This window comes from Pseudomonas sp. Lz4W, assembly GCF_000346225.2.
Taxonomy (GTDB): Bacteria; Pseudomonadota; Gammaproteobacteria; order Pseudomonadales; family Pseudomonadaceae; genus Aquipseudomonas; species Aquipseudomonas paraversuta.
Genome location: NZ_CP017432.1, coordinates 2,241,090 through 2,260,402 on the forward strand (window position 1 = coordinate 2,241,090; position 19,313 = coordinate 2,260,402).

The following is a 19,313-nucleotide window of genomic DNA, read 5'->3' on the forward strand; positions in this document are numbered from 1 at the left end:
ACGGCGGCGAGTTACCGGGCGCATCCCGCTGCTGGCGGTAGCGCCCGGGTGCTGGGTCTAGATCGCTCAAATGCATTCCCGATAAAGACAATAAAGAGGAATCACCATGCTGGACGTGCCCCTGTTGATTGGCGGCCAGTCGTGCCCCGCCCGCGACGGTCGAACCTTCGAACGCCGTAACCCGGTGACTGGCGAGTTGGTGTCGCGGGTTGCTGCCGCCACCCTGGAAGATGCCGACGCCGCAGTGGCCGCGGCCCAGAAGGCGTTCCCCGAGTGGGCTGCACTGGCACCCAATGAGCGTCGCTCCCGTTTGCTCAAGGCGGCCGAGCAATTGCAGGCGTGCAGCGCCGAGTTCATCGCGGCTGCCGGCGAGACCGGGGCCATGGCCAACTGGTACGGTTTCAACGTGAAGCTGGCGGCCAATATGCTGCGTGAGGCGGCGTCGATGACCACCCAGATCACCGGCGAAGTCATCCCCTCGGATGTGCCTGGCAGTTTCGCCATGGCCCTGCGCCAGCCTTGCGGCGTGGTGCTGGGCATCGCTCCCTGGAACGCCCCGGTCATTCTTGGTACCCGCGCCATCGCCATGCCATTGGCCTGTGGCAACACCGTGGTGCTCAAGGCCTCAGAACTGAGCCCGGCAGCACACCGCTTGATCGGTCAGGTATTGCAAGACGCAGGCTTGGGCGATGGGGTGGTCAATGTCATCAGCAACGCTCCGGCGGATGCGGCGGCGATTGTCGAGCGGTTGATCGCCAACCCGGCTGTGCGACGGGTCAACTTCACCGGCTCGACCCATGTCGGGCGCATTGTCGGTGAACTCGCGGCGCGCCACCTCAAACCCGCTTTGCTGGAACTGGGCGGCAAGGCGCCGTTTTTGGTGCTCGATGACGCTGACCTGGATGCGGCGGTGGAGGCAGCTGCCTTTGGCGCCTACTTCAATCAGGGGCAGATCTGCATGTCCACCGAGCGTCTGATCGTCGACGCCAAAGTCGCTGATGCGTTCGTCGCCAAGCTGGCGGCCAAGGTTGCAACCCTGCGGGCCGGTGATCCAGCGGCCACGGATTCAGTACTCGGCTCACTGGTGGATGCCGGTGCCGGGACGCGCATCAAGGCGTTGATCGATGATGCCGTGGCCAAGGGCGCGCGGCTGGTGGTCGGCGGGCAACTGGACGGCAGCATTTTGCAGCCGACCCTGCTCGACGGCGTCAATGAGAGCATGCGTCTGTACCGCGAGGAATCCTTCGGCCCAGTGGCCGTGTTGCTGCGCGGTGACGGCGATGAAGCGCTGCTGCGCCTGGCCAACGACTCCGAGTTCGGTTTGTCGGCGGCGATATTCAGTCGCGACACCGGGCGTGCCCTGGCGCTGGCGCAACGGGTCGAGTCGGGCATCTGTCATATCAATGGCCCGACCGTGCACGACGAGGCGCATATGCCCTTCGGCGGGGTCAAGTCGAGCGGTTACGGCAGTTTTGGCGGCAAAGCGTCGATCGAGCATTTTACCCAACTGCGTTGGGTTACCTTGCAGAATGGACCGCGGCACTACCCGATCTGAACAGGCGTCGCCACGTCGGGCGTCGACTTCCCTGGAAGCGCAGCGCCCGCGTGCAAGGCAGAAATAACAATAACAAGGTTGCGGCCAACGGCTGCCACGCTATCCGCGAGTCATCTGTGTGTGGCTTGGTTTCAGCGTGCCTTGATGGAGAGCAAGCACGTGAGTTCCGAATTCAGATCGCAATCCAATGACCAAGCCGGTGCACCGCGCTATCGCCATGTGTCCATTGGCTGTTCGGCGGTCGAGGTCACAGAACAGCAGGGCGTATTGCACATGCGCTCCCTGGAACCGTTGGCCGAGTTGCCCAAGCGGCTGCTCGATCGGCTGGTGCACTGGGCCCAAGAGCGTCCCGAGCAGACCTTTATCGCCGCCCGTCAGGCCAGCGGTGATTGGCGCCGGATCAGTTACGCCCAGATGCTCGACAGTGTCCGGGCCATCGCTCAAAGCCTGTTGAGCTACGGCCTGTCGGCAGACAAGCCTCTGGTACTGCTCTCGGGCAATGACCTCGAACATTTGCAGGTCGCCTTCGGCGCCATGTACGCGGGCATCCCTTACTGCCCGGTGTCGCCGGCCTATTCGCTGCTGTCCCAGGACTTTGCCAAGCTGCGCCACGTTTGCGACCTGCTGCAACCGGGCCTGGTGTTCGTCAGTGATGCCACCGCCTACCAGCGCGCCATCGATGCCGTGATACCAACCGATACGCCAATGATTTCGGTGCGTGGCCAGGTTGCGGGGCGCCGCCAGGCGAGCTTCGCCAGCCTGCTTGAGCAGCCGGGTGGTGCCGAGGCCGAAGCCGCGTTTGCCAGCACGGGCCCGGACAGCGTTGCCAAGTTTCTTTTCACCTCCGGTTCCACTCGTTTACCCAAAGCGGTGATCACGACCCAACGCATGCTCTGCGCCAACCAGCAGATGCTGTTGCAGACCTTCCCGGTGTTCGGCGAAGAGCCGCCCGTGCTGGTGGACTGGTTGCCGTGGAACCACACCTTTGGTGGCAGCCACAACATTGGCATCGTGCTCTACAACGGCGGCAGTTTTTACCTGGACGACGGCAAACCCACGGCGCAGGGTTTCGCGCAAACGCTGCGTAACCTCAAGGAATTGTCGCCCACCGCTTACCTGACGGTGCCCAAGGGCTGGGAAGAACTGGTCACGGCGCTGGAACAGGATGCGCAACTGCGGGAATGTTTTTTCAAACGCATCAGTCTGTTTTTCTTCGCCGCCGCTGGGTTGTCGCAAAGCGTCTGGGACCGTCTGGACCGGGTTGCCGAACAGCACTGTGGCGAACGTATCCGGATGATGGCCGGGCTGGGCATGACCGAGGCCGCGCCATCCTGCACCTTTACCACCGGGCCGTTGTCCATGGCCGGTTACATAGGCCTGCCGGCGCCGGGTTGCGAGGTGCGTCTGGTGCCTGCGGACGGCAAACTGGAAGGGCGCTTCCGTGGCCCGCACATCATGCCCGGTTACTGGCGCTCACCGCAGCAGACCGCCGAGGTGTTCGATGATCAGGGCTATTACTGTTCCGGTGATGCACTCAAACTCGCCGACCCCCGCGATCCGCAATTGGGGCTGATGTTTGACGGGCGCATCGCCGAAGATTTCAAACTGTCCTCCGGGGTCTTTGTCAGCGTCGGGCCTCTGCGCAGTCGCGCCGTGCTCGAAGGTTCGCCCTATGTCCAGGACTTGGTAGTGACCGCGCCGGATCGTGAATGCCTGGGGGCGCTGGTATTCCCGAGAATGTATGAATGCCGACAGCTGTCGGGGCTTTCGGCCAGTGCCAGCGACACCGAGGTGCTGGCCAGCGCGCCAGTGCGCGAATGGTTCGCCGACTGGTTGCAGCGACTCAATCGCGAAGCCAGCGGCAATGCCAGTCGCCTTGAATGGATCGCATTGCTCGACGAACCGGCGTCCATCGACCGCGGTGAAATTACGGACAAAGGTTCGATCAATCAGCGAGCGGTGTTGCAGTGGCGTGCCGATCAGGTCGAGGCCCTGTATCGCGGGATCGATCCGGCGATTCTACGCGCGGGGGCCAGGCTGTGAGCGCTGGCGGTCAGTACTCGGTTTTCACCGACGCTGCCATCATCGATGCGCTGCGTACACCCTGGGTCGATTTCAATGGTGCGCTGGCCGAAGTGTCGCCGATCGACCTGGGAATCAAGGTCGGGCGCGAAGTGTTGGCCCGCGCAGGGGTCGATCCGCAAGGGGTGGACAGCGTACTGGCGGGCTCCATGGCCCAGGCCAGTTTCGATGCTTACCTGCTGCCACGGCATATCGGCCTCTACAGCGGCGTGCCTCAATCGGTACCGGCATTGGGGGTGCAGCGCATCTGCGCCACCGGTTTCGAACTTCTGCACCAGGCTGCCAGGCAGTTGGATGACGGCGTGCAACTGGCGCTGTGCGTAGCGGCCGAATCCATGTCGCGCAATCCGATTGCGGCGTACACCCATCGTGGCGGTTTTCGCCTCGGTGCCAGCGTGCAGTTCAAGGATTTTCTCTGGGAAGCACTGTTTGATCCTGCCCCCGGGCTGGACATGATCGCCACGGCCGACAATCTGGCGCGGCGTTATGGCCTGAGCCGTGAAACTGTGGATGCTTACGCCTGCGACAGCCATCGGCGGGCGCTGGCGGCGCAGCAAACGGGCTGGCTGGCGCCGGAGATCGTGGCCGTAGGTCATCAGACTTTCGACCTGGACGGTTACCAGCCGCGCGGCATCACCCTGCCACGTGGGGTCGATACTGTGAGTGAAGACAGCCATCCACGGCCTGCTGAGCTGGCGGCCTTGGCCCGACTGCGTGCGGTGCACCAAGGCGGGGTGCAGACCGCCGGCAACAGCTGTGCGGTGGTCGATGGCGCGGCGGCGGCGCTGGTCGCCCGCACTTCGGCCTGCCGGGATACGCCATTGGCCCTGCTGCGGGCCAGCGCTGTGGTCGGGGTGGCGCCTGAGTTCATGGGTATAGGTCCGGCACCGGCGATCCGTCTGCTGTTGCAACGCAGCGGTCTGGAGCTGAATCAAATTGGCCGTTACGAAATCAACGAAGCCCAGGCTGCCCAAGTGCTGGCCGTAGCACAGGAATTGGAACTGGACCACTCGCGTCTCAACGTTCAGGGCGGTTCGCTGGCTCTGGGTCACCCGCTGGCTGCCAGTGGTTTGCGCCTGGTGCTGACCTTGGCCCGTCAGCTGCGCGAGCACAACCTGCGCTACGGGATTGCAGCGGCCTGTGTCGGCGGCGGGCAGGGCATGGCCTTGTTGATCGAGAACCCGGGCTGGTGCGCCTGAGGTTTTAGCCACCCGCCCGCAGCGGCGGGTGTGACTTGTTTTCTACCGGATGAGGTTTGCCATGTGGAGCTATCAGGCGCCCTTGCGCGATATGCAATTTGTTCTTGAACACTGGCTGCAGGCGCCCGAGGCCTGGCGTCGCAGCCCGGTGTTCGAGGCGCTGGATTTACCGCTGGCCGTACAGGTACTCAAAGAAGCCGGGCGCTTCAGCAGTGGCGTATTGGCGCCGTTGAACAGCCGTGGCGATCGCCAGGGTTGCCACTTGAGCGAAGGCCGGGTCACCACCCCGGACGGATTTTGCGACGCGTATCGGGCCTATGTTGAGGGTGGTTGGCCGGCCTTGGCTTGCGCCGAAGCGCTGGGCGGGCAGGGTTTGCCGCAAGTGCTCGACGCGGCGCTGCAAGAGATGCTTTACGCCAGTAACCACGCTTGGGCCATGTACACCGGCATCGCCCACGGCGCCTATCTGTGTTTGAAAACCCACGGTGCCCCGTGGTTGCAGGAGCGCTATCTTCGCGCAATCATCAGCGGCGAAAGCTTGCCCACCATGTGCCTGACCGAGCCCCAGGCGGGGAGTGATGTCGGCCTGCTACGCTGTCGCGCAGAGCCTCGGGGCGACGGGAGTTACCGGCTTGATGGCAACAAGTTGTTGATCTCGGGCGGCGAGCACGACCTCACCAGCAACATCCTGCATCTGGTGCTGGCTCGCGTACCGGGAGCACCAGCCGGCAGCCACGGAATTTCGTTGTTCCTGGTGCCGAAGTTGCTGGATGGCGGCCAGGCCAACGGCGTGTTCTGCGATGGCATCGAGCACAAGATGGGGATCAAGGGCAGCGCTACTTGTTCACTGGTGTTCGATGCCGCCCAGGGTTGGTTGATTGGTGAGGTCAATCGCGGGCTGAAGGCGATGTTCGTGATGATGAATTCGGCACGTCTGCATGTTGGCCTGCAAGGCCTGGGGCACTGCGAAGCGGCTTGGCAGAACGCCCGCAGCTATGGCGCCGAACGCCAGCAGATGCGCGCACCGTCAAGGCCGGCCGGGGTGGTGGCGCAGGCTGTCGACCCGATCAATTACCATCCGGCAATACGTCGCATCCTGCTTGAATTGCGCGCCACCAGCGAAGGCCTGCGCGCTATCGGTTATTGGGTCGCGTATCTGTTGGACCAGGCGGAACATGAGCCTGAGCCAAGGGCGCGGCAACAAGCCGGACAACTGGCGCAGTTGCTGACGCCGATCATCAAGGCGTTTTTCACCGAGCAGGGGTTTCGCCAGGCCAGCAACGCCTTGCAGGTGTTTGGCGGGTACGGCTACATCGCCGAATTTGCCATCGAACAAACCCTGCGCGACAGTCGCATCGCCATGATCTATGAAGGCAGTAACGAGATACAGGCCAACGACCTGCTCCTGCGTAAGGTGCTGGGGGATCAGGGTCAGGCTTTTGAACTGTTGTTGGCGCAGTTGCGCGAAGAGTCCAGGCTTGGCGCCGATATACCAGAGTGCGCAGGCTTTGCTGAACAGCTGGCGAGCCTGTGCAGCACCCTTGAAGTGCTGGTAAGCGAGGTGCGTGAGCTGTCACTCGAGGATGCAGAGTACCCGTATCGAGCTGCCGGAGACTTCCTCCAGCTTTGCGGCCTGATCCTGCTTGCGCTGGCCTGGGGCCGGGCGGCACGGGTCTCGCGACAACTTGCCGAAGATGACCCGCTCCGCGCCGCCAAGCTGGAAACCGCCGGGTTCTTTTTCAGCTACCTGTTGCCCCAGGCCGAGCAGCGTGTGGCCGCAGTGCGTGGGGCGCGGGCAGCGTTGGCGTTTATCTGAGGTTCAGTCAAAGTCGCGGATGACAAAGTCCTCGCCGGTGCGAGGACGGTGAAGGGGCCGCCTGGTCGGCCCCGGTCATTCACTGTTGGTTGGACACGCCGTAGAAGCTGCTGAGTCCGAAGGGGCTGATCAGGAAGTCCTTCACACTGGTGCGCATCGGCTGGTAGACCGTGGAGTGGGCGATCGGGGTGATAGGCACCTGTGATTTCAGGAGATGCTGTGCTTCTTTGTACAGCGCGGTGCGCTTTTCCACATCGGAGGTGGCCTCGGCGGCCTTCACCAGTTTTTCGTAGTCCTCATTGCACCACTTGGAGAAGTTGTTGCCGTTGACCGAGTTGCAGCTGTACAGGGTGCCCAGCCAGTTGTCCGGGTCACCGTTGTCGCCAGTAAAGCCGATCAGCATGACGTCGTGCTCGCCGGCGTGGGCGCGCTTGATGTACTCGCCCCATTCGTAGCTGACGATGTTGGCCTTGATGCCAATTCTGGCCCAGTCGGCCTGCAGCATTTCGGCCATCAGCTTGGCGTTGGGGTTGTAGGGGCGTTGCACCGGCATGGCCCAGAGGGTGATTTCTGTGCCTTCTTTCACACCTGCCGCCTGCAGCAGCTCCCTGGCCTTCTGCGGGTTGTGGGCGACGTCCTTGATGGTCTCGTCGTAGGACCACTGGGTCGGCGGCAGCCCGTTGACGGCCAGTTGGCCGGCACCCTGGTAAACAGCGTCGATGATGGCTTGCTTGTTTACCGCCATGTCCAGCGCCTGGCGTACTTCGAGTTTGTCGAACGGCTTGCGGGTGAAGTTGTAGGCAATGTAGCCAAGGTTGAAGCCTGGTTGACTGGGCATCTGCAGGTTCTGGTCTTGCTGCAGCGGCTTGATATCGGCCGGGCGCGGGTAGGCAGTGATCTGGCATTCGTTCTTTTTCAGTTTTTGCATGCGCACCGAGGGGTCGGTGGTGATGGCGAAGATCAGATTGTCGATCTTCACGTCTTCAGGCTTCCAGTAATTCTGGTTGCCCTTGTAGCGAATCTGCGCGTCTTTCTGGTACTTGCTGAACACGAACGGGCCAGTGCCGATCGGCTTTTGGTTGATGTCCTTGGCCTTGCCTTGCTTGAGCAACTGGTCGGCGTATTCGGCCGACTGGATCGAGGCGAAACTCATGGCCATGTTCTGAATGAAGGCTGCGTTCACAGTACTGAGGGTGAACTTGACGGTATGGTCGTCGACTTTTTCGACCCCGGTGATGTTTTCGTTCATCCCCATGTCCGTGAAGTAGGGGAATTCGGTGGGGTAGGCCTTGCGGAAAGGCATGTCCTTGTCGAGCATGCGGTTGAAGGTGAACAGCACGTCGTCGGCGTTGAAGTCGCGGGTCGGCTTGAAGTAGTCGGTGGTGTGGAACTTGACCCCGTCCCGCAGGTGGAAGGTGTAGGTCAGGCCATCGGGAGAAACGTCCCAGCGGGTTGCCAGGCCGGGGACGACCTTGGTGCCGCCACGCTCGAACTGCGCCAGCCGGTTGAAGACGGTTTCGGCTGAGGCGTCGAAGTCGGTCCCCGTGGTGTATTGGCCCGGGTCGAAGCCGGCCGGGCTGCCTTCGGAGCAGAACACGAGGTTGCTGGCGGCATGGGTCAAGCCGCAGCCGAGGATCAGGCCGGCGGCGATCATGGTCTTGAGCGTGGTCTTTTTGCGCATGCGAACCTCATTGTTGTTATTTTGAGGGCGGCAGATCAGGTAGCCCGTTTCTGGGGGATGCACCTGATCCTGCGGCTTTACGGGCTGTGGGCTGCCCGTCATTTTTGAACAGGCAGCCGAAGGCAGGTGTCCTGGCTCGGGCGGTAGCGCTGAAGGGGGGGGAGGGATACTCGCGCCGCCAGCGGCCGAGAAAAAATTTAAGTTAATCTAAAATTAATTTCAACTTAAATTAAGTAGTACTTACTTTTTGTAAGTGTGCCCGATCAGGCTGCGGGGTGATCGTCGAGTAACCCGCCCATGGTGGTGACGACCAGCACTTCGGCAACATCGTCGCCCGCATTGGCAATGGAATGCGGCCTGGTGGAGTCGAAATGTATCGACCCGCCCGGGCCAAGCGGGTATTTGTGGCCATCTATGGCGTAGACGATTTGCCCGCAGAGCACATAGGTAAACTCTGCGCCTTCGTGGCAAATGAGCTCGGACTGGTAGCCCACTGCCATAGTCATCTTCATCGCGTTGATCAGGTTGCCGGGGAAGTTGCTGGACAGGCGCTCGTAGACCAGCGGCTGGCTACCGATGCTATAGCGTACGCGCTGGCCCTGGTGGGAGTCGGGCTGGGGCTGGGCGGGCTGGTCGAACAGGGTGTTGAGCGCAACGCCCAGGGATTTTGCGATTCGCGCCAGCGAGGAGATGGACACGCCAGTGAGGTTACGTTCCGCCTGGGACAAGAAGCTGGCTGTCAGGCCTGACTCAGTGGCCACTTGTTTCAGGGTCTTGTTGGCGGCGCGGCGGTAGCGGCGCAGCCGTTCACCGATCTGTTCTACGGTCATTGGCGTGGCTCGTATTTTGAAAGGCGCCAGTATAACGGGCGGGGCACTGGAAAAACGTTTTTCGCCTTACTGGAATTAAGCACCACTAAAAATATGGATTGACGGTTTTTTAAGTCAGGCTTAAATTTCGCCCACTGCAGCATAATTCGGGAGAACGAGATGACAGTGGGTGTAGGTGGCAAAACTCCGGAACAGGCGCTGGCCGGCCTGGCGCAGATGACCGAGGGCATGAAGCCTGTCGGCCTCGACGAATACCAGTCGCGCATTGCCAAGGCCCAGGGCCTGATGCGAGAGCAGGGTATCGCCGCCCTCTACCTGAACGCTGGCAGTAACCTGTACTACTTCACCGGGGTGAAGTGGAGCCCGAGCGAACGCATGGTCGGTGCCGTGCTGCCCGCCAACGGAGCGCTGGCCTATATCGCTCCGGCATTCGAGGAGGGCACCATTCGCGACTTCCGCGAGGTGGACGGGTTTATTCATGGCTGGCAGGAGCACGAGAGTCCCTACCGCCTGCTGCTCGATATGCTCGCTGCAATGGGGGTCGCCGCCGATGCAGTGGTGGGCCTGTGCCCGTCCCTGGCATTTTTCATGTTCGATGGCATCCGCCGCCTCGGATCGGACTTAAAGTTCGTCGACGCTTCTTGCGTGACGAACCTGTGTCGCTATCACAAGTCCGCTACCGAGCTGGCGCTGATGCAGCGTGCCAAAGACATGACCCTGGAAGTGCAAAAGGCTGCCGCCAGCATCCTGCGCGCAGGTATCAGTACCACCGAGGTTGCCGAGTTCATCCGTGAGGCGCACCGCAAGGTGGGCGCACCGGGTTCGACCTTCTGCATCGTGCTGTTCGGCGAGGCCAGTGCTTTCCCCCACGGCGTAAAGCTCGCGCAGGTGCTCAAGGACGGCGACATGGTGCTGATAGACACGGGTTGCCTGCTCCACGGCTATCAGTCGGATATCACTCGCAGTTACGTGTTCGGCACCCCGAGCGACCGCCAGCGCGCCCTGTGGAACCTGGAAAAAACCGCCCAGCTGGCCGCCTTCGACGCTGCACGCCTGGGTGAACCCTGCCAGGTGGTGGATGCCGCCGCGCGTCTCGCCCTGGAAGCCGCCGGTCTCGGCCCGGACTACCAGTTACCCGGCTTGCCGCACCGCACCGGACATGGCATCGGCCTGGACATTCACGAAGGGCCTTACCTGGTGCGTGGTGACCTGACGCCGCTGGCCGAGGGCATGTGCTTCTCCAATGAGCCAATGATTTGCATCCCGGGCGAGTTCGGCATTCGCCTGGAAGATCATTTCTACATGACAGCCACTGGCCCGCGCTGGTTTACCCGGCCGAGCCATTCTGTAGACGACCCGTTCGGGCTTCAGGCCTGAGGGCAGGCCTTGCACCGGGGGGGGGCTTTGGTTGGAAATGGGCGCTGTCATGAAGCGTGTCTGGCAAACCAGCCAGGCCCCCTGAATCCCGACAACAAGGAGTAGCGGGCATGCAAAAGCAATTTACCCTTCGGGCTGCACAACCTGGAGATGGCCACGCTATTTTCCATGTCACCTGGCAGTCGATAGCCGAGCTGTCGAACGGACTCTATACCCCGGAGCAACTCAATGGCTGGATGGGCGAAAGAACCCCGGAATTTTATGAGCAACTGATAAAACAAGGGCGGATGGTCGTGGCCCTGCAACTGGGAAGGATCGTTGGCTTTGTCGATTCAGAGCCAGGAGAGGTGACGCGGCTATTCCTGCTTCGCGAGGCATCCAGCCAGGGGCTTGGTGCGCATTTGCTCAAGACAGGTATTGATAATGCACGTGGGCCTGGCATCCGCTTTATAAAGGTGGAGTCGACCTTGAATGCGCAAGGCTTCTACAAAAAGCATGGCTTTGTGACACAAAAGCACGGTGTTTTCAGTCACGGTGTGGGTGGGCAACCCATAGAAATCATTCACATGGAGCTTGAATTGCAGGGCAATCAGTAGCAATTAAAAGATCTGGCGACCTCCCCAGAACGCAAGCATGTCTGGCCAGCGGAAGGTAGCGAGGAGGCCGGGCATGCGACATGCCCGGCTACAAACCTGAGCGCAGCCCGGTCGCTTTTTTCCGGTTCGGGGCTGCAAGGAAGTGCGCCGGTTTCTCTCCGGCAATATCAATTCACCCCCTCAAGCAATCTTGATCACTACCTTGCCGAAAGCGCCCCTCGCCAAGTGTTCGTACGCCTGGCGTGCCTCTTCAAAGGGGTAGACCTTATCGATGACTGGCCGGATTTGGTTTTCATTGAGGAAGGCGTTCATACGGTCGAAGGACGAGCGCGGCGCGACTGCGATGCCGCGTATGGTGGTCTGCCGGAAAATCAACGGCATCAGGCCAAGCTCGGTGGTCTGCCCTGTCAGGAAGCCGATTTGTGCGATCTTGCCTGCGGCCTTGGTCGCTGCGATGGACTGATTCAAACCATTGCCACCGGCAACGTCCAGAAGCAGATCGACCCCCTTGCCGTCGGTGAGCTTGAGCACTTGCTCATGCCATTGCGGGTGGGTCCTGTAGTTCACCCCGCTGACTGCACCCAGTTGCATGGCAGCCTGCAGATTGGCGTCATTGCTCGACGTGACAATCACTTTGGCACCCAGCGCAGCAGCCAGTTGAACGGCGAAGATCGACACGCCGCCAGTACCCTGCACGAGTACGGTTTCTCCGGGTTTGATCTGGCCGTAGTCCACCAGTGAATACCAGGCAGTAAGCGCGGCGATAGGCAGTGTCGAGGCTTCTTCGTCCGACATGTTGTCGGGTGCGCGCACAGCGCTATCCTCGTGAATGATCATGTACTCGGCCAGCCCCCCAGGCAGGGGCGAGCCAAAGCAGTAATCGGGTTCGTCCGAAGCAGGGGCGCCATCAATCCAGCGTGAATACAAATGCGAGTTTACCCGGTCGCCAAGTTTGAATCGGCTGACACCTTCACCAACAGCGACTACGGTTCCTGCTGCATCGCTCACGGGAATCAGCGGTTTTGGCACTTTATGTGGTTCGTAAATGCCGTCGACGATGGCTTTGTCGCGGAAGTTGAGGGAAACGGCGCCAACCTTGACCAGCAACTCTCCGGCCTTGGGTTCCGGCGTGGGGGTGTCACCAAGGACTAAATTGTCGAGACCAAAATCATTCAGAAGCCAGGCTTTCATTTTGTTTCTCCTTAAAGGGCACCAGTCAGATCTGGTGGAGTGCGGCCATTGTTACCCCTGAGTCAGTGGCAATAAATGCTTCAGCCAGGACAAGACTGTTGTCTCTAACGGCAACAATGGCCTAGGGTTGATACCTTAAGCAGCAACAAAATCTAAGCGAGGGTGTATGGAACTGCTGCAATCAATGCAAGTTTTTGTGCGTGTTGCCGAGCTTGGAAGCTTCACCAAAGCCGCTGATACCACACAATTGGGACGCCCTCAGGTCACCCGGGCCATACAGGAACTGGAAGCATCTCTTGGCGTGAGACTTTTTCAGCGCACAACCCGACAAGTGCGACTGACGACAGAGGGGGAGCAGTTTTACGAGCGGGTCATGGATATTCTCGGGCGCCTCGCTCAGGCAACGTCGATGTTCGATGTTGCCGGGGCATCCCTTCGAGGAAAACTGCGGGTTGATATTCCATCGGCGCTTTCCCAGCCTGCATTCATCACAAGTCTGAGAGAGTTCAGCAACCGTCATCCGCAAATCGAAATGGCATTGGGGGTTACCGACCGTACCGTGGATTTGGTCGCCGAAGGGGTGGATTGCGCGCTCAGGATCGGAGAGTTACCGGACTCCAGTCTGGTGGCCCGGCGTATCGGCATGGCAACCATGGTGACGTGCGCGGCGCCTGGATATATCCAGGAGTTCGGCGCGCCGCATACTCTGCAGGAGCTGGATTCTCACCGTTGCATCAGTTTTCTGTCCGGTCAGAACCAGCGACCGCTCCCCTGGCAGTTCTCCAATGGCGGCATCGACAGGGGCTACGTCAGCCACCGTGGCATCGTCGTCAATGAGTCCAGCACCTATGTGCAATGTGGCGTGGCCGGTTTTGGCATTCTTCAGGCGCCGGGGATCGCGCTGGAGCGGTATCTGGCTGATGGTTCTTTGGTGGAAGTACTCGAGAACTATCGGCCAAGACCGCGCCCGGTGTCCGTGTTGTACCCCAGCAGAACGTACCTTGCCCCGCAGGTGCATGCATTTGTCGACTGGGTGAGCCAGAGGTTTGCGCTGCTTTATCCTTTATGGCTCGAGCAAAAGACCAGCGGGGCTTAGGCGCGCAAAGGGCAGCTATTGGCCAGCAAAACAGTCATGCAGCAGCGCCCTGGCTTTCAATGGTTAACGCAGGGCATAGACATAAGCACTCACTTGAGCACCATTATCCAGAGTCACGCTGGTCAGGACACGTTGATACTCGGCCCCTTCAAAATCGTCCAGTGCCGGCCAGTGGCGGGCGAAATTTTCAGAGCAGAAGAGATGGCCATGAATATCATCGCCATCCTCGGCAATAACCAGACCAGGGAATCCCAGGTCTGCTCCCCAGCCTGCCTGTACCAAGCGTCCCTTGAGCGAGGCGGACTCCCATACGCCGCCAATGTTTGACATCACGTGCTCATTTGGTCTTCCTGGCCCCAAGGTCCCATAGACGAATAGACGCTCCATATGTGTTCCCCGCTCAATCAAAAGGGCGGAATCCTGACTTATGGGCAGGGGACAAATCAATCAGAAACTCAGCGGCTCGAGAATATCTGCGCCAATCTGTCAAATCGTCTGGACACTGGTGATGTATAGGCGCTGGCAAACTTGTTTCAGACAGGCTGAAAGTGAAATGACAAAAGATACGCCACGTTACATTTTGATTACAGGCGCGGCTGGTAGCGGCACCTCGACCCTGGCAGATGCTTTGGCCAAGGAACTGAATACGACCCACTTGGAAGCGGATGATTTTTTGTGGCTGCCCGGTAATCCGCCCTATCAGCAGTTGGCAGACAAGACGCAACGAGCAGAGCGCTTGTTACAACAAATGCACTGCCATGGCCGTGCAGTCGTTGCGGGATCAGTCATGGGTTGGGGTCAACCCCTTGAGAGCGAATTTGATCTTGTGGTGTTCCTTTATGTTCCAGTTGAACTCAGATTAGAGAGGCTGAAACGTCGCGAGGTAAAGCGCTTCGGTGAGGCGAAGCCGGAGTTTCTGGCCTGGGCAGCTCAGTATGATCAAGGAAGTGTTCCGGGGCGTAGCCTGGCCAGGCATCGGCAATGGCTGTCCGGGCTTGCCTGTACTGTGTTGAAGCTTGAGGGGGACATATCGGTTACAGATCGGCTACGACATATACGGGATGCAATCAACGGATTGAACCCTGCACCGTCAATCATATGAATCCAGCGCTACGACCCTCTGAGCAACCAGGATTGCCCGGGGTTTGCCAACAGGGTTGCAGTACCGCTCGGGCGGGCGACATTTGGAACTGGGCTTTTGCTCTTTCGATATCCGGTTAGTGAAGGCACAATGCGCATCCTTTTTTGGCTGGCCTTGCTGGAGTCGCCTCGAAATGATCAAAACGCCGTACTACCTGATCGATAAACAGAAACTGCTCAAGAACATGCAGAAGATCGCCTATGTGCGCGAGCAGTCCGGGGCCAAGGCCCTGCTGGCACTCAAGTGCTTTGCCACCTGGTCGGTGTTCGACTTGATGCAGCAATACATGGACGGCACCACATCGTCGTCGCTGTACGAGTTGAAGCTCGGTCGCCAGAAGTTCGAAGGCGAAGCCCACGCCTATAGCGTGGCCTGGGCCGATGATGAAATTGAAGAGATGCTCGCCAACTGCGACAAGATCATCTTCAACTCCATTGGTCAGCTGCAGCGTTTTGCCGAGCGCTCCGAAGGCAAGATCCGCGGCCTGCGGGTCAACCCGCAAGTCAGCAGCTCCGACTACCTGCTGGCCGATCCGGCGCGCCCGTTCAGCCGCCTGGGTGAGTGGGACCCGGTGAAGATCGAAGGCGTCATCGATCAGATTTCCGGTTTCATGTTCCACAACAACTGCGAGAACGGTGACTTTGAGCTGTTCGACCAGATGCTGTGCACCATCGAAGAACGCTTCGGCGAGCTGCTGCACAAGGTTACGTGGGTCAGCCTCGGTGGCGGTATTCACTTTACCGGTGAAGGCTATGCCCTGGACGCGTTCTGCGCCCGCCTCAAAGCGTTCTCGCACAAGTATGGCGTGCAGGTTTACCTGGAGCCGGGCGAAGCCGCTATCACCAACAGCGCCTCGCTGGAAGTCACAGTGCTCGACACCCTTTACAACGGCAAGCACCTGGCTGTGGTAGACAGCTCCATCGAAGCCCACCTGCTGGACCTGCTGATCTATCGCCTCAACGCCAAGCTGGCGCCAAGCGACGGCGAACACACCTACATGGTGTGCGGAAAATCCTGCCTGGCCGGGGACATTTTTGGCGAATACCAATTTGATCGTCCGTTGACCATCGGCGATCGGCTGTCGTTCATCGACACCGCGGGCTACACCATGGTCAAGAAAAACTGGTTCAACGGCCTGAAAATGCCGTCCATCGTAGTGAAACAACTCGACGGTACAGTCGAAGTGGTTCGTGAATTTGGTTACGAAGACTACCTGTCCAGCCTTTCGTAAGCTGGCGGATAAAGGAGAGATAAAGCAATTGAAAAAGAACGTTCTTATCATTGGTGCAGGAGGTGTCGCCAAGGTGGTGGCCCACAAATGCGCGCAGCACAACGACGAACTCGGTCGGATTGCTATCGCGTCGCGCAACATCTCCAAATGCCAGGCCATCATCGATAGCGTCAAGGCCAAGGGCAGCCTCAAACTGCCTGCCGAAATCAAGGCTTTCACGCTAAACGCCCTGGACGTGGAAGCGACCAAGGCTCTTATTCTCGAAACCGAATCGCAGATCGTGATCAACGTCGGTTCCGCGTTTCTCAACATGTCGGTGCTGCGTGCCTGCATCGATACCGGCGTGGCTTACCTGGACACCGCCATCCATGAAGAGCCGGGCAAAGTCTGCGAGACGCCGCCCTGGTATGGCAACTACGAGTGGAACCATCTCGAGGAATGCAAAGAGAAAAACATCACCGCCATCCTCGGTGTAGGTTTCGATCCGGGCGTGGTCAACGCCTATGCAGCACTGGCCAAGCAACAGTATTTCGACCGCATTGATTCAATCGATATTCTTGATGTCAATGCCGGTTCACATGGCAAGTATTTCGCTACCAATTTCGACCCTGAAATCAACTTCCGTGAATTTACCGGACAGGTGTGGAGCTGGCAGAACAGCCAGTGGACAAGCAACACCATGTTCGAAGTCAAGCGCACCGACGACCTGCCGGTTGTCGGAGAGCAGAACCTGTACCTGACCGGCCATGACGAAGTTCATTCCCTGTCGAAGAATCTTGACGTGCCCAACGTAAGGTTCTGGATGAGCTTTGGCGAACACTACATCAACGTGTTCACCGTGCTGAAAAACCTCGGCCTGCTCTCCGAGCAGCCGGTCAAGACCGCCGAGGGCCTGGAAGTGGTGCCGTTGAAGCTGGTCAAGGCCGTACTGCCTGACCCGAGCTCGCTGGCTCCCGGATACACCGGCAAGACCTGCATCGGTGATCTGGTCAAGGGTACCAAGGATGGTCAGGCGCGCGAGGTGTTCATCTACAACGTCGCCGATCATGAAGACGCCTACGCAGAAACTGACAGCCAGGGCATCTCCTATACGGCTGGCGTGCCGCCCGTGGCCGCGGCGCTTCTGGTCGCCCGTGGCGAGTGGGACGTGCAGCGCATGGTCAACGTCGAAGAACTGCCGGCCGAGCCGTTCCTCAACGCGCTGGACGTGATGGGTCTGCCGACCCGGATCAAGGACGAGAATGGTGATCGTCCCTGGAATCGCAATGCCTGAGACACCTGAATAACAGGTGATCCTCACGCCCGCGTTCCACGATACGCAAAACGCCGCTTTTCAAGCGGCGTTTTGATTGGTGCAGTTTGCCGGATCCCGCTGGCACCCATGGGTGTGATGAGCGGTGGCACACCCCCCTCCGAGAAGTTGACCTTCTGTTCTGTAACTGGCTTCTGGCGCCCCGGCTCGAACAGGCTGGAGCCCTTTGTCAGCCGCCGCCTGCAGTGAGACGAAATGGATACCGAAGCAGGACAGACATGCCCGGCTTGGCGGGATACCGACCGGGCTCGAGCATGATCCAGTGCTGATCAGGATGGGGGGGAATTTGCCGGGGGTTGTATGGATCAGCTTTCAGAGGTGGTGACGTCGTCCTGGGCGGACTCTGCAGCCAGCTTCAAACGGTCAGCTTTACAAATGTATTTGCTCTTGTTTTGCGGGGCCAGTTTGGCACTGGCCTTTTTTGCGTGGGCCTTGAGCAACTGCTTGATCTTTTTACGACGGTTCATGCTTTTCTACTCAGCTTGTACATTCCTCAATGATATCAGTTTAAAACACCGGGCCCGATGGCGGTGCCACGTTTAGTACCGCCGGTTCGGCTCTTTGCAGGGGCTCAACCTGTCATTGGGTGGAGCTCGATGCCCGGGTCAAACCGGGTCTATAGTCAAACTCCAGTCCTTAAATAATCGAGAGTCTTATGAAACGCTCAGTTTTGTTGGTTCTGGCGGCCCTGGTCGCCACTCCGATTTTTGCAGCCGATGATTTGTGCACCATAAACCTGCAGAAATTGGCCGATTACAAAGCCAGCTCCGGCACTATCGGCCAGCCACTGCTCGGGCAGATCCATGACGCGAGAGTTGCGGCACAAGAGGCGCAGGCTGCAGGTGATACCCAGAAGTGCATCAACCTCACCAACAAAGCCCTGCAGGATGTAGTGAACGCGCAAAAGGGTCATTAGCGGCAGCGGCGGGGGGGTGATCCTGCCCCGCCTGTTTGCTGTCCAGGGTTGCGTGCCCCCTCAGTGCAGCGTGCGCCGATTTTCACCAATCCGGATCCTGTCCAGAGCCCGGTTCAGGGCATCCAGCGCATCGAGCAGGGCTTTGGCCTCGGCTTCTCTGCCATCCCCCCACAGACGCTCGGCCATTTTGTTGAGGGCCTGGATGGATTTTTCTATATCTGCCGCGGTGACTGTCTGTGCGGGCGGTTTGTCTGACATGGGTGGTTCCTGTTGGTGCTGACCGCTACGACTTTAACGCGCAATATCGGCTGTGCGGCGGTTTGCTTCGGCTCAATGATCGATCAGGCCGGGTTGGTGCAGTTATTTGCTGCGCAGACGCCTGAAAAGCTTCACCAGATACCAGGGCGTGGCAAGAATCAGCACCAGAATGGCTGCGAGCGGCAATGCCTCAAGCCAGAGCGATGCCAGCAGCTTCGACTCCAGCAACCATCCTGCCGCGCTATAGGGATTGGTCTGGGCGTACGCCGAAAGCAGTGCAATCACTGATGTGATCAGTGCGAACCCAATGGCGGTACGAACCTGCTCTCTATTCATGTTGTTCGATTCTCTTGGCGGCGTTGACTAAAGCGCGCGATGCTATCAACAACAAGACCGAACCGGACAGAGGAATATTGCCATGCGCCATGTTGTCAAAATCGTCTCTTTCACACTTCTGACTCTGGCCAGCAGCCAGTTGCTGGCCGAGCAGGCCGATACCGCGCCCGGGTTCTGGACCACGCCGACCATTGTGGGTTACGGCAAAATCCACCCGCTGGCAGATGCTGCCTACCAGCCCGACAAGACCGCCACCTACAAGGTGGTTTTTGCCCTGACCAAGGGGCCTAAAACCCCCGCAGACGTCAACCCGGCACTGGACCACGTAGCCCGCACCGTCAATCTCTATGTGGCAGCGGGTGTGCCCCTGACGCAATTGAAATTTGTTGCCGTTGCCTCCGGTGACGCAACGGCGCTCGCGCTCGACGACGCGGCCTATCGCTCCCGATTCAAGACGGCCAACCCCAACTTGCCCCTGATCGCAGCTCTGCGGCACGCCGGAGTAGATGTGGCGGTGTGTGGTCAGGCGGTGGCCGAACACCACTTTGCCTACAGCGAAGTCGACAAATCGGTCACCACTGCGCTCTCGGCGCTGACCACCATTACGACCCTGGAGCACCAGGGATACAGCCTGATGCCCATGTGATACCGGATCAGCCCCGCCGGGGGGGGGGAGCTTGCGCCGACAGTTTGATT

19 protein-coding genes are annotated in these 19,313 nt (G+C 59.6%); 12 read left to right on the top strand and 7 right to left on the bottom strand.

The features are described 5' to 3' along the window. Positions 1–106: 106 nt before the first annotated feature. From B195_RS10475 to B195_RS10490, 4 genes are all read left to right on the top strand, one after another. Complete coding sequence (locus B195_RS10475; RefSeq protein WP_003444691.1) at positions 107–1,555, top strand: aldehyde dehydrogenase; 1,449 nt, start codon at positions 107–109, stop codon at positions 1,553–1,555. 159 nt (positions 1,556–1,714) lie between these two features. Further along, positions 1,715–3,598: a feruloyl-CoA synthase gene (locus B195_RS10480; protein ID WP_003444689.1), complete on the top strand. Its 1,884-nt coding sequence runs from the start codon at positions 1,715–1,717 to the stop codon at positions 3,596–3,598. Further along, a complete protein-coding gene (locus tag B195_RS10485; RefSeq protein ID WP_003444688.1) occupies positions 3,595–4,836 on the top strand; it encodes a thiolase family protein in 1,242 nt (413 codons plus the stop codon). The genes B195_RS10480 and B195_RS10485 overlap by 4 nt, the downstream gene beginning before the upstream one ends. 61 nt (positions 4,837–4,897) lie before the next feature. Then, complete coding sequence (locus B195_RS10490; RefSeq protein ID WP_003444685.1) at positions 4,898–6,652, top strand: acyl-CoA dehydrogenase; 1,755 nt, start codon at positions 4,898–4,900, stop codon at positions 6,650–6,652. A 79-nt stretch (positions 6,653–6,731) separates the two neighbouring features. Here B195_RS10490 and B195_RS10495 read toward each other — a convergent pair whose 3' ends face one another. Together B195_RS10495 and B195_RS10500 are read right to left on the bottom strand one after the other, a co-directional pair. Next, positions 6,732–8,333, bottom strand: coding sequence for an ABC transporter substrate-binding protein (locus tag B195_RS10495; RefSeq protein ID WP_003444683.1), 1,602 nt, complete (start codon positions 8,331–8,333; stop codon positions 6,732–6,734). 263 nt (positions 8,334–8,596) lie between these two features. Continuing rightward, a complete protein-coding gene (locus B195_RS10500) occupies positions 8,597–9,163 on the bottom strand; it encodes a helix-turn-helix domain-containing protein (RefSeq protein WP_003444682.1) in 567 nt (188 codons plus the stop codon). 159 nt (positions 9,164–9,322) lie between these two features. Here B195_RS10500 and B195_RS10505 point away from each other — a divergent pair, with 159 nt between their 5' ends. Both B195_RS10505 and B195_RS10510 read left to right on the top strand, forming a co-directional pair. Further along, entirely contained in the window at positions 9,323–10,540 is a 1,218-nt protein-coding gene (locus tag B195_RS10505) for a Xaa-Pro peptidase family protein (protein WP_003444679.1), read from the top strand. 110 nt (positions 10,541–10,650) lie between these two features. After that, on the top strand, positions 10,651–11,136 hold the full coding sequence (locus B195_RS10510; protein ID WP_003444678.1) for a GNAT family N-acetyltransferase: 486 nt from the start codon (positions 10,651–10,653) through the stop codon (positions 11,134–11,136). Positions 11,137–11,316: 180 nt separating this feature from the next. Here the strand turns inward: B195_RS10510 and B195_RS10515 are convergent, their stop codons facing one another. Then, positions 11,317–12,327 (bottom strand): NAD(P)-dependent alcohol dehydrogenase, encoded by a 1,011-nt coding sequence (locus B195_RS10515; protein WP_003444674.1) that lies wholly within the window; start codon positions 12,325–12,327, stop codon positions 11,317–11,319. 166 nt (positions 12,328–12,493) lie between these two features. On the opposite strand from B195_RS10515, the gene B195_RS10520 reads away from it, so the two are divergent. Then, positions 12,494–13,423, top strand: coding sequence for a LysR family transcriptional regulator (locus B195_RS10520; RefSeq protein ID WP_191985171.1), 930 nt, complete (start codon positions 12,494–12,496; stop codon positions 13,421–13,423). 63 nt (positions 13,424–13,486) lie between these two features. Here B195_RS10520 and B195_RS10525 read toward each other — a convergent pair whose 3' ends face one another. Then, positions 13,487–13,810: a gamma-glutamylcyclotransferase gene (locus tag B195_RS10525; protein ID WP_029613027.1), complete on the bottom strand. Its 324-nt coding sequence runs from the start codon at positions 13,808–13,810 to the stop codon at positions 13,487–13,489. Positions 13,811–13,850: 40 nt separating this feature from the next. On the opposite strand from B195_RS10525, the gene B195_RS10530 reads away from it, so the two are divergent. From B195_RS10530 to B195_RS10540, 3 genes are all read left to right on the top strand, one after another. Then, positions 13,851–14,525 carry an AAA family ATPase gene (locus B195_RS10530; RefSeq protein WP_003444664.1) on the top strand — a complete coding sequence of 225 codons (675 nt, stop codon included), beginning with the start codon at positions 13,851–13,853 and terminating at the stop codon, positions 14,523–14,525. A gap of 172 nt (positions 14,526–14,697) precedes the next feature. Further along, on the top strand, positions 14,698–15,795 hold the full coding sequence (locus B195_RS10535; RefSeq protein ID WP_003444661.1) for a carboxynorspermidine decarboxylase: 1,098 nt from the start codon (positions 14,698–14,700) through the stop codon (positions 15,793–15,795). Positions 15,796–15,823: 28 nt separating this feature from the next. Continuing rightward, the gene (locus B195_RS10540) at positions 15,824–17,068 is read left to right on the top strand and encodes a saccharopine dehydrogenase family protein (protein ID WP_003444659.1); all 1,245 of its coding nucleotides are present in this window, start codon (positions 15,824–15,826) and stop codon (positions 17,066–17,068) included. A 344-nt stretch (positions 17,069–17,412) separates the two neighbouring features. On the opposite strand, the gene B195_RS10545 is transcribed toward B195_RS10540, so the two are convergent. Then, entirely contained in the window at positions 17,413–17,574 is a 162-nt protein-coding gene (locus tag B195_RS10545) for a DUF2986 domain-containing protein (RefSeq protein WP_003444657.1), read from the bottom strand. 188 nt (positions 17,575–17,762) lie between these two features. On the opposite strand from B195_RS10545, the gene B195_RS10550 reads away from it, so the two are divergent. Then, entirely contained in the window at positions 17,763–18,023 is a 261-nt protein-coding gene (locus tag B195_RS10550; RefSeq protein WP_003444655.1) for a hypothetical protein, read from the top strand. A 60-nt stretch (positions 18,024–18,083) separates the two neighbouring features. Here the strand turns inward: B195_RS10550 and B195_RS10555 are convergent, their stop codons facing one another. Further along, positions 18,084–18,281, bottom strand: coding sequence for a hypothetical protein (locus tag B195_RS10555; protein ID WP_003444652.1), 198 nt, complete (start codon positions 18,279–18,281; stop codon positions 18,084–18,086). Between the two features lie 102 nt (positions 18,282–18,383). Beyond that, positions 18,384–18,617, bottom strand: coding sequence for a hypothetical protein (locus B195_RS10560; protein WP_003444649.1), 234 nt, complete (start codon positions 18,615–18,617; stop codon positions 18,384–18,386). 82 nt (positions 18,618–18,699) lie between these two features. Here B195_RS10560 and B195_RS10565 point away from each other — a divergent pair, with 82 nt between their 5' ends. Continuing rightward, positions 18,700–19,263 carry a DsrE family protein gene (locus tag B195_RS10565; protein WP_003444646.1) on the top strand — a complete coding sequence of 188 codons (564 nt, stop codon included), beginning with the start codon at positions 18,700–18,702 and terminating at the stop codon, positions 19,261–19,263. Positions 19,264–19,313 lie beyond the last annotated feature (50 nt).

Bases quoted from the DNA above. Each gene is read 5' to 3' on its own strand.
- B195_RS10555 (WP_003444652.1), bottom strand. From the start codon at position 18,281: ATGTCAGACAAACCGCCCGCACAGACAGTCACCGCGGCAGATATAGAA.
- B195_RS10535 (WP_003444661.1), top strand. From the start codon at position 14,698: ATGATCAAAACGCCGTACTACCTGATCGATAAACAGAAACTGCTCAAG.
- B195_RS10510 (WP_003444678.1), top strand. From the start codon at position 10,651: ATGCAAAAGCAATTTACCCTTCGGGCTGCACAACCTGGAGATGGCCAC.
- B195_RS10495 (WP_003444683.1), bottom strand. From the start codon at position 8,333: ATGCGCAAAAAGACCACGCTCAAGACCATGATCGCCGCCGGCCTGATC.
- B195_RS10565 (WP_003444646.1), top strand. From the start codon at position 18,700: ATGCGCCATGTTGTCAAAATCGTCTCTTTCACACTTCTGACTCTGGCC.
- B195_RS10530 (WP_003444664.1), top strand. From the start codon at position 13,851: ATGGGCAGGGGACAAATCAATCAGAAACTCAGCGGCTCGAGAATATCT.
- B195_RS10525 (WP_029613027.1), bottom strand. From the start codon at position 13,810: ATGGAGCGTCTATTCGTCTATGGGACCTTGGGGCCAGGAAGACCAAAT.
- B195_RS10475 (WP_003444691.1), top strand. From the start codon at position 107: ATGCTGGACGTGCCCCTGTTGATTGGCGGCCAGTCGTGCCCCGCCCGC.
- B195_RS10500 (WP_003444682.1), bottom strand. From the start codon at position 9,163: ATGACCGTAGAACAGATCGGTGAACGGCTGCGCCGCTACCGCCGCGCC.
- B195_RS10515 (WP_003444674.1), bottom strand. From the start codon at position 12,327: ATGAAAGCCTGGCTTCTGAATGATTTTGGTCTCGACAATTTAGTCCTT.
- B195_RS10490 (WP_003444685.1), top strand. From the start codon at position 4,898: ATGTGGAGCTATCAGGCGCCCTTGCGCGATATGCAATTTGTTCTTGAA.
- B195_RS10550 (WP_003444655.1), top strand. From the start codon at position 17,763: ATGAAACGCTCAGTTTTGTTGGTTCTGGCGGCCCTGGTCGCCACTCCG.
- B195_RS10505 (WP_003444679.1), top strand. From the start codon at position 9,323: ATGACAGTGGGTGTAGGTGGCAAAACTCCGGAACAGGCGCTGGCCGGC.
- B195_RS10545 (WP_003444657.1), bottom strand. From the start codon at position 17,574: ATGAACCGTCGTAAAAAGATCAAGCAGTTGCTCAAGGCCCACGCAAAA.
- B195_RS10520 (WP_191985171.1), top strand. From the start codon at position 12,494: ATGGAACTGCTGCAATCAATGCAAGTTTTTGTGCGTGTTGCCGAGCTT.
- B195_RS10560 (WP_003444649.1), bottom strand. From the start codon at position 18,617: ATGAATAGAGAGCAGGTTCGTACCGCCATTGGGTTCGCACTGATCACA.